This is a genomic window from Bradyrhizobium septentrionale (assembly GCF_011516645.4).
Classification (GTDB): Bacteria; Pseudomonadota; Alphaproteobacteria; order Rhizobiales; family Xanthobacteraceae; genus Bradyrhizobium; species Bradyrhizobium septentrionale.
The window spans coordinates 3,241,562-3,255,046 of the sequence record NZ_CP088285.1; the positions used below are offsets into that span (position 1 = coordinate 3,241,562).

Annotated in this window: 10 protein-coding genes and 1 pseudogene; 6 read left to right on the top strand and 5 right to left on the bottom strand. The window is 63.8% G+C overall.

Annotated elements, in window-relative coordinates; translation table 11 throughout:
• Positions 1-49: 49 nt before the first annotated feature.
• Positions 50-799, bottom strand: coding sequence for an ion transporter (locus tag HAP48_RS17135; protein ID WP_166216316.1), 750 nt, complete (start codon positions 797-799; stop codon positions 50-52).
• A 259-nt stretch (positions 800-1,058) separates the two neighbouring features.
• Between HAP48_RS17135 and HAP48_RS17140 the strand changes: the two genes are divergently transcribed.
• The gene (locus HAP48_RS17140; protein ID WP_166216313.1) at positions 1,059-1,322 is read left to right on the top strand and encodes a GlsB/YeaQ/YmgE family stress response membrane protein; all 264 of its coding nucleotides are present in this window, start codon (positions 1,059-1,061) and stop codon (positions 1,320-1,322) included.
• Between the two features lie 59 nt (positions 1,323-1,381).
• Here the strand turns inward: HAP48_RS17140 and HAP48_RS17145 are convergent, their stop codons facing one another.
• Both HAP48_RS17145 and HAP48_RS17150 read right to left on the bottom strand, forming a co-directional pair.
• Positions 1,382-2,284 (bottom strand): transglutaminase family protein, encoded by a 903-nt coding sequence (locus tag HAP48_RS17145; protein WP_166212363.1) that lies wholly within the window; start codon positions 2,282-2,284, stop codon positions 1,382-1,384.
• A gap of 1,137 nt (positions 2,285-3,421) precedes the next feature.
• A complete protein-coding gene (locus tag HAP48_RS17150) occupies positions 3,422-4,663 on the bottom strand; it encodes an LLM class flavin-dependent oxidoreductase (protein ID WP_029079481.1) in 1,242 nt (413 codons plus the stop codon).
• 287 nt (positions 4,664-4,950) lie between these two features.
• Here HAP48_RS17150 and HAP48_RS17155 point away from each other — a divergent pair.
• Together HAP48_RS17155 and HAP48_RS17160 are read left to right on the top strand one after the other, a co-directional pair.
• Positions 4,951-6,354 (top strand): annotated as a pseudogene (locus HAP48_RS17155) (MFS transporter); the annotation flags it as partial.
• 213 nt (positions 6,355-6,567) lie between these two features.
• Entirely contained in the window at positions 6,568-7,749 is a 1,182-nt protein-coding gene (locus tag HAP48_RS17160) for an extracellular catalytic domain type 1 short-chain-length polyhydroxyalkanoate depolymerase (protein ID WP_166216310.1), read from the top strand.
• 20 nt (positions 7,750-7,769) lie between these two features.
• On the opposite strand, the gene HAP48_RS17165 is transcribed toward HAP48_RS17160, so the two are convergent.
• Entirely contained in the window at positions 7,770-8,438 is a 669-nt protein-coding gene (locus tag HAP48_RS17165) for an MBL fold metallo-hydrolase (RefSeq protein ID WP_166212359.1), read from the bottom strand.
• Between the two features lie 174 nt (positions 8,439-8,612).
• Between HAP48_RS17165 and HAP48_RS17170 the strand changes: the two genes are divergently transcribed.
• A complete protein-coding gene (locus tag HAP48_RS17170; protein ID WP_166212356.1) occupies positions 8,613-9,425 on the top strand; it encodes an RMD1 family protein in 813 nt (270 codons plus the stop codon).
• Positions 9,426-9,527: 102 nt separating this feature from the next.
• On the top strand, positions 9,528-11,126 hold the full coding sequence (locus tag HAP48_RS17175; RefSeq protein WP_166212353.1) for an alpha-amylase family glycosyl hydrolase: 1,599 nt from the start codon (positions 9,528-9,530) through the stop codon (positions 11,124-11,126).
• 216 nt (positions 11,127-11,342) lie between these two features.
• Here HAP48_RS17175 and HAP48_RS17180 read toward each other — a convergent pair whose 3' ends face one another.
• On the bottom strand, positions 11,343-12,461 hold the full coding sequence (locus tag HAP48_RS17180) for a vWA domain-containing protein (RefSeq protein ID WP_166212350.1): 1,119 nt from the start codon (positions 12,459-12,461) through the stop codon (positions 11,343-11,345).
• A gap of 148 nt (positions 12,462-12,609) precedes the next feature.
• Here HAP48_RS17180 and HAP48_RS17185 point away from each other — a divergent pair, with 148 nt between their 5' ends.
• Entirely contained in the window at positions 12,610-13,092 is a 483-nt protein-coding gene (locus HAP48_RS17185) for an MmcB family DNA repair protein (RefSeq protein WP_166212347.1), read from the top strand.
• Positions 13,093-13,485 lie beyond the last annotated feature (393 nt).

Below are 13,485 nucleotides of genomic sequence, written 5' to 3' on the forward strand. Positions count from 1 at the left end.
GGTGGCATGACCTTTCGCCTCTCGCGCAGCGGAGGGGCGGCATCACCTCCTAAACGGCGCCCTCGTCAGGAATATTCAGCACGGTGCCGCACGCCTTGCAGTGGACGGCATCGATATCGTGACGAAGAAGACCACAGGAAGGGCAGCTGAACCGCACCTTGCTTGGGCTGAACAATACCTTTGCCAGATTCAGGAAGAGCGTGACGCCGAAGATCATGATCACGACCGTAATCATGCGACCCGGCGTTCCCGGCAAAGTGATATCGCCAAAGCCCGTGGTCGTGAGCGCAGTAATCGTGAAATAAAGTGCGTCTGCGTAGTTCTTGATGCCGGGGTTCACGCCTCGTTGCGTTTCGTAAACCACGCCCGTCATGATGAAAACGAAGACGGACAAATTGATGATTGCGATCAACAGCTCTTCGTTGCGACGAAAGAAGACGCTGTCTTCACGGAGGAATTGCACCACCCGGTACGTTCGCAACAGCCGAAACGTGCGGAGTACGCGCAAGAAGCCGGCGGCTTCGCTCGCTGTTGCCGCCAGCAAGGATACAATCGCAGCGACGTCGGTCCAGGTCGTGATGCTGAGCAGTTCGCGGCTCACCCGACGACTTCCTGCCATGCGCAAAATCAACTCGATCAGAAAGGCGATACCAAAAGTAACATCGAGGCCCCGCACCAATTCGCTGCGCGGCAGGAACGATGTGCCGATGATGAACAGAAGTGAGACCAGATCAAAGACCAGGAGCGCATAGAGAAAGAGACGCGAATTGGCGCTGCGTCCACAATACAAATGGCGCATTGCAGTTCGAAATCGAGAAAGCGGCGTTCGAGGAGAGCCCTCAGCCTGCGCTCCCAGTGCTGACACGCTTGTCGCCTCCACGGGCTATGACGATCCGGCGTTTGCAGTGATGTTCGTGGTCGAACCTGCCGGCCGCCCGGCACCTTGCCCAACCTTTCCTGTGGCCACTCCAAATGACCAAGCTTGATGTAGATCAACGCGGGAAAAACTGGCGCCGGTCAATTCCGACAGTCTGTTGCTGAAGCTGCGGGGTAAATCCATGAGCGTTATCTGGACGATTATTATTGGTTTTATTGTCGGAGTAATCGCCAAGTTCATCATGCCTGGCGACAAGTCGGAGCCCAAGGGCTTCATCCTCACGGCCGTTCTGGGAATTGTCGGCGCGTTCGTAGCGACCTACCTTGGCCAGGCTGTTGGATGGTACGGGCCCGGGGAGAGCACAGGCTTCATCGGTGCCGTTGTCGGCTCGATCATTCTGCTGCTTCTTTACGGCCTCGTGACGGGTCGCCAAGGGCGCGCTTGATTGATTGGCCATCGGTGGTCGTCGATACGGGCCGGCGATCAATGCCTCGCGGCTGGCCGCTACCCCTCGGAGGGATCGCGGAACTCGCCGATCTTGCGGACTGCGACGTCGATCGACATCCCCAGATAGTCTTTCGCATCGCCAATCCACGAACCAGCCAGCGGGATCGCCTGACCTGGATGGCGAGCGATCGCCACCGGGATCAGATCAAATCCGGCACTGATGCTGTTGGTCGGATCGTAATCCAGCCAACCGGCGCCGGGAAGAAACACTTGCAGCCAGGCATGCGTTGCGCCGGAGCCGGTCATGCCAACGGCGCCACCATCCAAGGCTGCATCATAGAGGTAGCCGCTGACGAAGCGCGCCGCGAACCCGAGCCGGCGCAAGGTCTCGATCATCAGCCAGGCAAAGTCCCGGCAGGTGCCAGATCTTTTGTGGAGAGTATCGGAAGGCGATTGCGTCCCCTCAGTATCCCTCGCGCAATAGCTGAAGGAGCGAATCGAGCTGAGCATGCGCTGCAAAACATCGATGGTTTGATCCTGATCACCCGCAACGAAATTCTTGGTCCATGCCGCCACGCTGCCGTCGGGATCCTCGGCATGAGGACGCAGATAGCCAGCGAGGTCGGTCCACTCATCCGGGGTGTATTGTACGGGCACCTCATCGGCCCGAGACTCGAGAGGAAACGCCTCTATTCCCTTTACGCCGAAGTAGACTCCCCGAACCTGGAACGCAATTTTGAGTTCGCTGGACGGCTCGCTGAAATCCATCACCGTTATGGCGTTGGTCCGGGAGTCGGTAACCCAGCGGATCGTTGAGGGCACGCTGGTCTCTACCGACCAGCTCAGCAACCGCGCGGAGGCGCCGCGTCGCGGCAGGAACATAGCTCGATGGGTACCGAAGGTGACAGGCGTAGCGTATCGGTAGGTGGTGGTATGGCTTATTTCGCCAAGCATCGCCATACGAGCCTTCTCCCGGTTGGACTGCCGCGTCGAGGAAGAACAAAGATCGGGTTATCGCGTGGCCGAAACAGTGGAGTGCGCCGCTAACCGAACTTGATGCAGAAGAACGGAGGTTGATATTGATCTAGGTCAACACGCCTCGTTACGCGGAATTGAGTGCGCGGACGGTACCCCTGGTTTCCTCCACTTGCTCGGTCGACTGCCGCCACCGGGTCACAAGGCGAAATAGGCTAGCGTCGCCAGGGTATCAGGCTGCGACAAATTAACCCGACGGGCAAATTTCCGCTTCGCGTTTCACCCAACTCAGATGTTCAATATGTCCGTCTCACCCGATCGAGGGGCGGATCGCGATCGTCACGAACGCGGTGTGAGATGCGGTGGACGCCGATTGCGCGACTGACGAGAGCGCACGAAGCGGACGGTGAAGTCGTGTGGTCCTGACGCCCTAGTGGTAGGTGTCTTTTCACAATGCGCTAACGCGTCTTGCGAAGGCGGTGACAAGCAAGCCCAGTCTCGCCGGGGAGAGCACGAAGTAAGCCGTAACCCATCGCGCAGGGAAAGCCGGGTTGTTTCCGGTTACACCTGTGGTCCTACCCCCGAGCTTTCTATTTTTTGCTCGGGGCCCATGGGTGCGATCGGCACCCGGCGTTCCCTGCGCCCTCTGCGAGAGGAGGGCGGAACGAAGAGCAAAGCTCGGACGAATCATGTCGCGAGAACGCGAGGCTATGTCCCCATCCACACCTGTCATCGTCCGGCTTGACCGGGCGATCCAGTACGCCGCGGCCCCTCGGCTCACGCACCAGCGTCTCTGGAATACTGGGGATCGCCCGGTCCCGTCTACGCCAAGGCTTCGACGAGGCCACGAATCCCAGGCACGCCGAAGCTTTAGCGAAGGCGGCAAGCCGGGCGATGACACCGAACAAGCTGTTTGACAGGTTGAAATCGAGAACCATCCTCATCGTCGTCCTGGCGAAAGCCAGGACCCATTACCCCAGCCGCTCGCTATTGCGCGACGCTGGGGCCGCGACCCCTTTCACAACTATCGCCTGTGCTTATTGGTCCTGGCTTTCGCCAGGACGACGCGGGGAGGGCGGGACGCCCAATCTTTCCCGCGTCGCGTGGAGCCATCCCGTGCGCTCACGCCTTCTGCTTCGCCGCGGCCTTCGCGAGATCGGGTGCATTCACAGCCGGAATCGCAACACGGCCGGTGCCGGTGTGCTGAAGGGCGGCGGCGGCCTTGTCGTTCTGCATGATCTTGGCCATCACCGCCTGGCCGGCGCGCTCGAACACGGCACGGTTGTCGATCAGGAACTGGCGCGACTTGCGCAAGCCGTCGATATAGCCGTTGATCTCCGGCACGACATAGCGTGCGACCATGTCCCAGCTGCGGCGGGTGTTTTCCGGATTGGCCCAGTCATGCGCGAAGCCGACGATGGTGCCGACGCCGCCGGAGACATCGACCAGGTTCTTGATCATCTTCACGAGATCATCCGGCGTGCCGATGGTGGACGCTGCGCCCTCGACGAAGGCGGTCTTGTCGACCGCCTCATCCGGCGAGGCGAACGCGGTCAGGCCCGGCCGCATCAACGTGCCGACATTATATTCGTTGTGCCAGCGCATCAGGCCGGCGCCGGCCTCGCGCCGCGCCTGCTCGCGGGTCTCGGCGATGTGCCACGACAGCAGCACGCGCCAGTTGGCACGGCTCACCGTGGTGCCGGCCTTCGCGGCGGCGTCCTCGGCGAATTGCCATTGCTGTGGCAGCGCCATCAGGCCCTGGGTCGACATCGAGCCCAGCGAGATGATGCCGATGCCGTACTTGCCGGCGAGCGTCATGCCCGACGGCGAGATCTGCGACGCCACCACGAACGGCATGTCCTCCTGCAGCGGCAGGATCTGCAGCGCCGCGTCGTGCATCTCGAACCAGTCGGTCTTGGCGGTGACGCGCTCGCCGTTGAACAGGCGGCGGATCACCGCGATCGCCTCGTCCTGGCGATCGCGCTGGGTCATCGGGTCGATGCCGAGCGTGTGGGCGTCGGAGGCCAGTGCGCCCGGGCCGGAGCCGAAGATGGCGCGGCCACCGGTCATGTGGTCGAGCTGCACCATGCGCTGCGCGACGTTGAAGGGGTGGTGATAGGGCAGCGAGATCACGCCGGTGCCGAGCTTGATGCGCTTGGTGCGCTCGCCGGCGGCGGCCAGGAACATTTCCGGCGAGGCGATCGTCTCCCAGCCCGAAGAATGGTGCTCGCCGCACCAGAACTCGTCGTAACCGAGCGCGTCGAGCTGTTCGACGAAATCGAGGTCGCGGCGGAATTGCAGCATCGGATGCTCGCCGATCGGATGATGCGGGGCGAGGAAGGCTCCGAACTTGAGGCGCGCCATAGGTCGTTCTCTCCGGACTATTGTTATCGGGGCTTTCCGCCAACCTACGGGGTGGCCCGGGGCAAGGCAATGCTCCGAGGCTGCGGCGCTCGCATGGTTGTTGCGCAATTCGGCGGCGATTGCCGCCATCCGGAATGTTTCCCAGCGCATCAACGCAAATTGCCGTCGACGCTGCGGATCGGCGGGAGAGCCATGGATGAACCAACGCCTACCTCCGAGGTAATCGAAGGGATGACCGGAATCTGCTGATGTCGGCCGCAATCTCATTTCGGGCAGGACCGCACCACATGCACCAGATCGTCGTGACGCGCGCGGAAACCTCCCGCCGCTGGTGGGTGCTGGCGATCGTGGTGTCAGCGCAATTCATGTTCGGCGTCGATGCTTTCATCGTCAACGTTGCGATCCCGACGATCGCGGCCGAGCTGCATGCAACGCCGGCGCAAATCGAGGCGGTGATCGCGATCTATTTGATCGCCTACGCCACGCTGGTGGTCACCGGCGGCCGGCTCGGCGATATCTACGGCGCGAGGGACGTGTTCATCGCCGGCGTCGCGGGCTTCTCGGCGACGTCGCTGTGGTGCGGTCTCGCGCAATCCGGGCCGGAGCTGATTCTGGCCCGGCTCGCGCAGGGCGCAACCGCCGCGCTGATGGTGCCGCAGGTGCTGGCGACGCTGCATCTGTTGTTCTCCGACGCTGCCCGCGCGCGGGCCTTCGGTATCTACGGCATCGTGCTGGGGCTCGCCGGCGTGACCGGATTCGCGCTCGGCGGCGCGCTGGTGACGCTCGATCTCGCGGGCCTCGGCTGGCGCGCGGTGTTCTTCGTCAACGTGCCGTTCGGGGTCGTCATCATCGCAGCAGCGCTGAAGATCATGCCGATCGCGCCGCGCCGCGCCGGCACCCGGCTCGATCTTCCCGGCGCGATCGTGCTGTTTGTGGGCTTGCTGTGCCTGATCGGCCCGCTGCTGTTCGGTCACGATCTGAACTGGACGCCGTGGCTGTGGCTGGTGATGGCGGCGGGCGTTGCCGTGATCGCGGCCTTCGTGCGGCTCGAGCGCAGCGTCGCGCGCCGTGGCGGCATGCCTCTGATCGATCTGTCGCTGCTGTCGGATTTGGCCTTCATGCGCGGCCTGGTCGCGGTGTTCTGCTTCTTCTTCGCAAATCTGTCCTTCTATCTGGTCATGACCATGTTCATGCAGAAGGGCTTGCGGATTCCGCCGTTGCAGGCCGGGCTGGTGTTCGTGCCGCTGGCGCTGACCTTCGTGATCGCCTCGCGTCACGGCGCTGTGCGCGCCCGGTATCGCGGCACGCTGGTGCTGATCGAGGGCTGCGCTGTGCAGATTGTGGGACTCGCCGTGCTCATCGCGACGGTTGAGGTGATCGCAGCGCCATCGGCGCTGTTGCTCGCGCTGGTGCTGATGATCTTTGGTTACGGTCAGGGGCTGGTGATGGCGCCACTGTCGAGTGCGGTGCTGTCGAGCGTGAAGCCCGCAAGCGCCGGTGCCGGCTCCGGCATGTACGGCACGACGACGCAGATCGGCAACGCGGCCGGCGTCGCCGCGATCGGTGCGGTCTTCTTCGCCGTCGAGAGCGCAACATCAGCACGTCTGGCGCTGTTTACGGCATGCGCATTGTTTGTGCTGTCGGTCATTATTTCAGCCGCATTTCTGTCATGGATGCGCCGCGCGACAGCACGAATCCTTGGAGGTTTGGCGCGCTTTTTCGAAAAGTTCATGCTCAAACAAGGTGCTACGGCAACTATTCATCGCGCTTCACCATCTGATCACGCGTTAACGCCGATTCTCACAATTCCGCAGGGGAAGGACAGCGCACGGTCTTTTCATTTCGCAGTGCAGCAATTATCTGATCGGGTGACACAGAAGAATGAATCACCTCAGGAGTTGCTGTTGTCTCTGGTCAACAACGTCGAATTCTTGCGTCATCTTCCGAAGATGAACGCGTTCAGCGGTCTCGGCGCGCTCGCGCCGGCCGTGCCGACGGCGCTCGTCGAGACGACCGAATTCGGCGTCAACCCCGGCGATCTCAGGATGTTCTCGTTCGTGCCCGCGCAGCTCGCGCGGTCGCCCGCGCTCGTCGTGGTGCTGCATGGCTGCGGCCAGACCGCCGCGTCCTACGATCTCGGTGCCGGCTGGTCGGCGCTGGCGGCGCATTACGGCTTTGCGCTGCTGATGCCGGAGCAGCAGGCCGCCAACAACGGCAACACCTGCTTCAACTGGTTCAATCCGCAGGACATCGCGCGCGGGCAGGGCGAGGCCTCCTCGATCAGGCAGATGGTCGCGCATATGCTCGGCGCGCATGAGATCGACCCGCGTCGCATCTATGTGACGGGACTGTCCGCCGGCGGCGCGATGGCCTCGGTCATGCTCGCGACCTATCCGGAAGTGTTCGCAGGCGGCGCCATCGTTGCCGGCCTGCCGTACGGCGTCGCCACCGATCTGCGCGAGGCGCTGCATGCGATGATGCATGCGAGCGCGCTGTCCGCGCCCGAGCTCGGCGGTCTCGTGCGCAATGCGTCCACGCATAGCGGCGCATGGCCGAAAATTTCGGTGTGGCACGGCAGCGCCGACCGCACCGTCAGTCCTGCCAATGCCGATGCGATCGTCCGGCAGTGGCTCGACGTTCACGGCCTGCCGTTGGCCGCAATGTCGAAGTCGGATGTCGACGGCCATCCCCGCGAGGTCTGGTGGAACGCCGATGGCGAAACGCTGGTCGAATCCTTCAGCATCACCGCCATGGCGCATGGCACGCCGCTTGGGCTTGCCGACAATGACGAGCGCTATGGCGTGGAAGGCGCGTTCCTGATCGAGGCCGGAATCTCCTCGTCCTATCATATCGCGAGCTTCTTCGGCCTGACCGACAAGGTCCGTCAGCCGCATATCGCGCCGACCGGAATCCCGCTTGAACGCGCCGACACGATTTCGATGACGATACCGGTGCCTGCCGAAGCGCCCGAGGTCGCATCCGGTCGCAAGAGCGACCGGCCGCGTAAGCGGAGCAGCAAGAGCGTCGACGTCGGCGCGGTCATCACCCGGGCGCTGACGGCCGCGGGGCTGATGAAACAGCCCTGAGATATCCGCGCCTCGCGCGCCTACATCTCGCCGGTCAGGAACGGGTTCGTCATCCGCTCCTGGCCGATGCTCGATCCCGCGCCGTGGCCGCAGATGAAGCCGACATCGTCGCCGAGCGGCAGCAGCTTCTCCTTGATCGACTGGATCAGCGTCGGATGGCTGCCGCCGGGCAGATCGGTGCGCCCGACCGAGCCGGCAAACAGCACGTCGCCGACATGGGCGAAGCGCAGGTCCTTGTTGAAGAACACCACGCTGCCCGGCGAATGGCCGGGGCAGTGCAGGATGTCGAAGGTGAGGTCGCCGATCGAGACCTGATCGCCCTCGTCGAGCCAGCGATCCGGACCGAAATTGCGCACCCCGGTGATGCCGAAGCGCTCGCCGCTCGAGACCACATTGTCGAGCAGATATTTGTCGGCGATATGCGGGCCCTCGATCTTGACCTGCAGCGCATCGCGCAAGTCTGCGGCGCCGCCGACATGGTCGATATGGCCATGGGTCAGCCAGATCTTCTCGACCGTCACGCCGGTCTGCTTGATCGCGGCCTGGATCTTCGGCACGTCGCCGCCGGGGTCGATCACCACGGCCTTCTTGGTCGGCTCGTGCCAGATGATGGTGCAGTTCTGCTCGAACAGCGTCACCGGCACGATGATCGCGCCGGCCTTCGGTTTGGTTTCGGTTGTCTCGGTCATGGGGGGCACCATAGGCTACCGGGAAACGCCGTCAACACGCACCGGAAATGCATCTGCCCCGGCGTGTGATCCCAAAATGGACCGTGATAAGGTCACCTCCAGCAGCGCACATCGAGAGCGGGCCGGTATGCGGCTGCTCTCGCGCATGAGTTAGTCCTCGCAGTCCGGAACTCCATGACCCAGGCTCCCAACTCGCCGCTCGGCGGACCCCGGACCACCGCCCGCGCCTTCTTCGTCGCGGACCGCATCAACACGTCCGGCCTCGAGCGCGGCGACGTGCTGGCCACCACACCCTTGGCATTTCGCGTCAATGACAATGGTGTGGCGATCCTGTTCCGCTACGGCGTCGTCGTCCTGATCGGCCTCAATGCGCTGGAGGAGGATGAATTCCTGCGCAGCCTGCAGTCGCGCATGACCGGCCTGTTCACGCGGCGCGAGGAGGAGATCGCGATCATCGAGCTCGCCGCCGAGAAGGAGGATCAGATTCCGCCGGGCGGCCCGATCTATCTGCAAAGCCTGTCGCCGGAGCGGCTGATCCTGGTCGGCGAGGCGCTGGCCAAGAGCGTGGTGCTGGCGCGGCATGAGCGCGAGGTCCGGGCCGTCTTCGACACGACCGAGCCGTTGGCGCGCGAGCTCGCCAAGGGCGGGCGGGTCCATCGCGGCCGCGTCGCGATCCTCAAGCACATCGGCAACGCGCTGTTGGTGCGGCATCGCGTGGCCGGCCCGGTCGAAGTGTCGGAGAAGCCCGACATCCTCTGGGACAAGCCACAGCTCGAGCGGCTCTATGCCCGGCTCGAGGACGAATATGAATTGAAAGAGCGTGCGGAATCGCTCAATCGCAAGCTTGCGGTGGTTGCCGAGACCGCGCAGGTGCTGACCGATATCATCGATACCAGCCGCTCGCTGCGACTGGAGCTGATCATCGTCTTCCTGATCCTGTTCGAGGTGCTGATCACGATCTATCAGCTCGCAATCGCCCGGCACTGACGCGCTGCAGCGCCATTTTTCCGTACTGAATTGTGCGCCATCCCTGAACCGATGGGCGGCTCCGGGGACACGGGGCCGGACCACGAGCGAGGGGGGAGCGGGATGGATCAGGACCACAGGGACTGGTGGCGGCGCGGCATTTTCTATCAGATCTATCCGCGCTCGTTCGGGGATAGCGACGGCGATGGCGTCGGCGATCTCAGGGGGATCATCGCGCGGCTGCCCTACCTGACACGGCTCGGCGTCGACGCGATCTGGCTGTCGCCGGTCTTCCCGTCGCCGATGGCCGATTTCGGCTACGACATCTCCGATTACACCGGCATCGACCCGCTGTTCGGCAGCATCGAGGATTTCGACGCGTTGGTCGCGGCCACGCACGATTGCGGCCTCAAGCTGATCCTCGACCTTGTGCCCAACCACACCTCCGACCAGCATCCCTGGTTCGTCGAGGCCAAGAGCTCGCGCGATAATCCGAAGCGCGACTGGTACATCTGGCGCGATCCGGCGCCGGATGGCAACTGGCTGTCGGAGTTCGGCGGCAGCGCCTGGGCCTATGACGAAGCCTCCGGCCAATATTATTATCACGCCTTCCTCGCCCAGCAGCCCGATCTCAACTGGCGCAATCGCGAGGTCAGGGAGGCGGTCTACGACGTGATGCGCTTCTGGCTACGCAAGGGCGTCGACGGCTTTCGTGTCGACGTGATCTGGCACCTGATCAAGGACGCCGAATTCCGCGACAACCCGCCGAATCCGCATTATCGCGAAGGCCGGCCGCCGCACGAGAAACTGCTGACGCAGTATTCGACCGATCAGCCCGAGGTGCACGCCGTCATCACCGAGATGCGCCGCGTTACCGATGATTTCGACAACCGCGTGCTGATCGGCGAGATTTATCTGCCGCTGCACCGGCTGGTTGCCTATTACGGCAACAATCTGCGCGGCGCGCAGATGCCGTTCAATTTCGCGCTGCTGTCGACCTTGTGGAGCGCGCGCTCGGTCGAGCAGATCATCGCCGATTACGAGAAGGCGCTGCCGCCGGGCGCGTGGCCGAACTGGGTGCTCGGCAATCATGATCGGCCGCGGGTGGCGAGCCGGGTGGGACCGGCGCAGGCCCCGGTCGCGGCGATGCTGCTGCTGACCTTGCGCGGCACGCCGACGCTCTATTACGGCGACGAGATCGGCATGCGCCAGGTTGCGATCGCGCCGGATCAGGTGCGTGATCCCTTCGAGAAGAACGTGCCTGACATCGGCGTCGGCCGCGACGGCTGCCGCACGCCGATGCAATGGAGTGCCGAACGCCATGCCGGCTTCTCGACGGCGAGGCCCTGGCTGCCGCTCGCGCAGGATTTTGCGCGCGACAATGTCGCAAGCCTCGAGGCGGAGCGGGCGTCGATCCTCAACCTCTACAAGGCGCTGATCAGATTGCGGCGAACGCTGCCGCAGCTCGTCCATGGCAGCTATGAACCGGCGGCGGCGCAGGGCGATGTCCTGCTCTACCGGCGGCGCAGCGCGGAGGGCGTAGCCGTGATCGCGCTGAATTTCGGGGCGGTCCCCGCGTCGATCTCCTCAAGCGCGATCGGCTTCAACAACGAGGTCCTGCTCTCGACCTTGATGGACCGGCAGGGCGAGAGGGTCGATGGCGTGCTCGACCTGCGGGCGAACGAAGGCGTGATCCTCGGGTTGCCGCTGGATCTCGCGTAGCCTCCGTAACTCGCTGGCTCCCTCTCCCGCTTGCGGGGGAGGGTGGGGTGGGGGTCGCTCCACAACGGGGCTCTCGACGGTCGATCGCGAACACTTCGGTTGGCTTCGCGGGCGCGAAATATTCCTCGTAAACAATCGCCGCTCCCACCCGGCGAAAGCCCCCACCCTGACCCTCCCCCGCAAGCGGGGGAGGGAACGGATAGAGCATGGCCTGCCCTACCGCTTGATCTGGGCCTTCAGCGTGTCCTCGACCACGCGATCGAACGATGACGCCTTCGGCGCGCTCTTGCGGTGCTCGGCGACGTATTTGTCGCGTTTGGCGACCAGCGCAGCGAGTTTTTCGTTGAGCGCCTTGCGCTGGGTAATCTGCTTGTCGATCTCGGCGCTGCGCGCTTCTGGTTTCATGGCGCGGAGATTGTCGGGCAGCTCCTCCTCCTTGACCTTCGCCACATCGTTGCGGCCGGCTGCGACGTCGGCGACCAGGTCGCCATCGCCGGTGACCGCCTCCGAGGTCGCCTTCGACCGCTTGTTGATGAAGCTCGCCATCTCCGAGGCGCGCGCCGGCGAAGCTGCGGCGACGCTCGACAGCTGCTGGGTCTTGGATTCGGTACGCTTCTGCAGCGCGCGCGGGCCGTAGGGAATCACGGTGCCGTTGATCTCGCGCTGCAGGATGATGATGTCCTCGTCGAACGGCGTCTCGATGGTGACGATCTGGCCGCCATCCTGCGGGATCGGGATGAACTCGCCGTTGCCGTTCTGCGCGATATCGCGCCACACCCGCTCGGTATCCTGCGCGTTGCCGGCGAGTACGGCGTTGACGATGATGTCGCGTTGCTTGGCGACCGCGAGCGTGACCGGGTATTTGGTGTCCTGCGCATAGTCCATGTGCGGCGGGGCGTCGCCGACCAGGAACACGATGCGCGTGCTGTCGCGGCCTTGCGTCCATTGCATCTTGTTGACGGCGACGTCGAGCGCCTCGTTGACGCTCTCCGGCCAGTCGCCGCCACCCCGCGCTTTCAATTCCAGCAGATTAGCGTAGAGATCCTGGATGTCGCGCGTCAGCTCGACCTTCCTGGTCACATACTCATCGCCGATGTCGCGATAGGCGATCAGGCCCATCCGGATGTCGGCGTCGGGATTGGAATCGACGATCGCAGTGGCGATCGACCAGATCTTGCGCTTGGCGCCCTCGATCAATCCGCCCATCGAGCCCGTGGTATCGAGCACGAAGGCGACCTCGACCACGGGCCTGGCGATGGCCGAGGACAGTCCGGCGGGCAGCGGAAGGGTTGCGAGAGCGAAGACGAGTGAGCGAAGCGAGATGCGTGACCGCATGGGTCTCTCCTCCAGTGGTTTCGTCCCTCGGAACCAAGGTTCCATCGGCTTCGCGGTGGCTTGAGGCCGAAATCGCGGCGGCCTGGGTGCGAATTTGCGGCCGATTCCGGCGCTGCCGCCACGCAACGGAATCGGCTACTCTCGGCAGATGGAATCGCCCGCCCGCCAGATCGCGCTTGTGCCCGCGCCCGACCGACGCCAGTCGGACACCGCCCTTGCGATCGCGCGCGGCACGGCGAGGCTTCTGAGATCGCTCGGATTTTCCTGCATCAGCGAGCTGCCGCTGCCGTCCGGCCGCCGCGCCGATCTGGTCGCACTGAACGAGCGCGGCGAGATCTGGATCGTCGAGATCAAGTCGTCGGTCGAGGATTTGCGCGCCGATCAGAAATGGCAGGACTACCGGATGCATTGCGACCGGCTGTTCTTCGCCTTCACGCAGGATCTGCCGTGCGAGATCTTCCCCGTGGACACCGGCCTGATCATCGCTGACGCCTATGGCGCGCATCTGCATTGCGAGGCGCCGGAGCACCGCCTGCCGGCCGCCACGCGCAAGGCGATGACGGTGCGCTTTGCCATTGCCGCGGCGCAGCGCATCAACCGCCTGGTCGATCCGCAGGGGCACGAGTTTTAGAGACGAGCAAGGTCGTCACTCCGTCATCCTGAGGCGCTCGCGTAGCGAGCCTCGAAGGATGAATCGGCCCGGCTGGTGGCCGTCGACCCTTCGAGACGTCCGCTTCGCGGTCTCCTCAGGGTGACGGAATTGGTTTACTCAGCTTGCTCAGTGTCATCACCCGCGCATGCGGGTGATCCAGTATTCCAGAGACGGTCGTGCTTGAGCCCATAGGCCGCGGCGTACTGGGTCGCCCGGTCGAGCCGGGCGACGACAACAGTGGATGAAGACAAAGCTTCACATCCTCTCAGGGTGACGGAGATAGAGCCGTAGGATGACTAGACTAGCGCGGAGCGAAACCCGTCGCTTGTCGCCGCGGCGCGAGGTTGGTGGGTTTCACTGCGCTCTACCCAC

What these genes read in the sequence shown, in the direction of transcription:
- HAP48_RS17140 (WP_166216313.1), top strand. Translation starts at nt 1,059, where the DNA reads ATGAGCGTTATCTGGACGATTATTATTGGTTTTATTGTCGGAGTAATC.
- HAP48_RS17170 (WP_166212356.1), top strand. Translation starts at nt 8,613, where the DNA reads ATGACCCAGGCTCCCAACTCGCCGCTCGGCGGACCCCGGACCACCGCC.
- HAP48_RS17145 (WP_166212363.1), bottom strand. Translation starts at nt 2,284, where the DNA reads ATGGCGATGCTTGGCGAAATAAGCCATACCACCACCTACCGATACGCT.
- HAP48_RS17175 (WP_166212353.1), top strand. Translation starts at nt 9,528, where the DNA reads ATGGATCAGGACCACAGGGACTGGTGGCGGCGCGGCATTTTCTATCAG.
- HAP48_RS17180 (WP_166212350.1), bottom strand. Translation starts at nt 12,461, where the DNA reads ATGCGGTCACGCATCTCGCTTCGCTCACTCGTCTTCGCTCTCGCAACC.
- HAP48_RS17150 (WP_029079481.1), bottom strand. Translation starts at nt 4,663, where the DNA reads ATGGCGCGCCTCAAGTTCGGAGCCTTCCTCGCCCCGCATCATCCGATC.
- HAP48_RS17185 (WP_166212347.1), top strand. Translation starts at nt 12,610, where the DNA reads ATGGAATCGCCCGCCCGCCAGATCGCGCTTGTGCCCGCGCCCGACCGA.
- HAP48_RS17165 (WP_166212359.1), bottom strand. Translation starts at nt 8,438, where the DNA reads ATGACCGAGACAACCGAAACCAAACCGAAGGCCGGCGCGATCATCGTG.
- HAP48_RS17135 (WP_166216316.1), bottom strand. Translation starts at nt 799, where the DNA reads ATGCGCCATTTGTATTGTGGACGCAGCGCCAATTCGCGTCTCTTTCTC.